This window comes from Oleiphilus sp. HI0132, assembly GCF_001635845.1.
Genome location: NZ_LWGJ01000493.1, coordinates 1 through 959 on the forward strand (window position 1 = coordinate 1; position 959 = coordinate 959).

Genomic DNA, 959 nt, shown 5'->3' on the forward strand with positions numbered 1-959 from the left:
TAGGCGGTAGGGAATGTTTACTTTTTGTGACTCTTTATGTATGAGGTTTGTATTTAAGATTTAATAGAGTATACTGCAGGCAGCCTAGAAAGCCCGGCTATTTTTTTATGTTCTGTGTTTAGACTTGCTAGTAATAGTGTTCAACCCGGTAAGCATAAGTTATATCCAGTTTTTCGGCGATTTTATGTTTTAGTTTTTTAGTCAGGATATGATTATGTCAGATAGAGTTACTGGTAAAGTTAAGTTTTTCAACGAATCTAAAGGTTTTGGTTTCATCGAGCAGGAAAATGGCCCAGACGTGTTTGTACACTTCAGCGCTATTCAATCTGATGGCTTCAAGACTCTTGCTGAAGGTCAGNCTGTAGAATTTACAGTTGGTACTGGTCAGAAAGGTCCACAAGCTGAGAACGTTACTCCTATGTAATTTCTCTCGATGAGCATGCTACCCTCGTGGTATCAGCTTATTGAAAAAGAGCGCTTTTTAGCGCTCTTTTTTTTGCCTGTAAAAAATGCAGAGTGAGCAGTTCGCATGAGAGTGCTTGACGCCGAACTCCTAATAAACTCTTGGTTTAGCGTGAAATCGAGGGCTATGAGTGGTATCTTTTCGCTTTTATCGTGAAGGGAAGTAGGTATGAGCTCCAAACTGAGCGGCAAAAAGATATTACTTGGGATAACCGGCGGTATCGCAGCTTACAAATCTGCAGACCTGTGCAGGCAGCTCGTTAAGGCTGGCGCACAAGTACGTGTTGTGATGAGTAGGGGAGCTCAGCAATTTATTACCCCACTTAGCCTGCAGGCTTTGTCTGGTAACCCCGTCCAAACTGAACTGTTAGACTCCGATGCAGAAGCAGGAATGGGTCACATTGAACTGGCAAAATGGCCAGATCTTATCTTGGTTGCTCCAGCCACAGCTGACTTTTTAGCGAGATATGCTCAAGGTATGGCGGGCGACTTGCTTA

General features: G+C 43.1%; 2 protein-coding genes. Both read left to right on the forward strand.

Annotation, left to right across the window (positions count from 1 at the left end; genetic code table 11):
- Window positions 1-214: 214 nt before the first annotated feature.
- The gene (locus A3766_RS05980; RefSeq protein ID WP_068641913.1) at window positions 215-424 is read left to right on the forward strand and encodes a cold-shock protein; all 210 of its coding nucleotides are present in this window, start codon (window positions 215-217) and stop codon (window positions 422-424) included.
- 207 nt (window positions 425-631) lie between these two features.
- Window positions 632-959, forward strand: a 328-nt coding sequence (locus tag A3766_RS05985) for a flavoprotein (RefSeq protein WP_304440930.1), incomplete at its 3' end; no start/stop codon positions are given.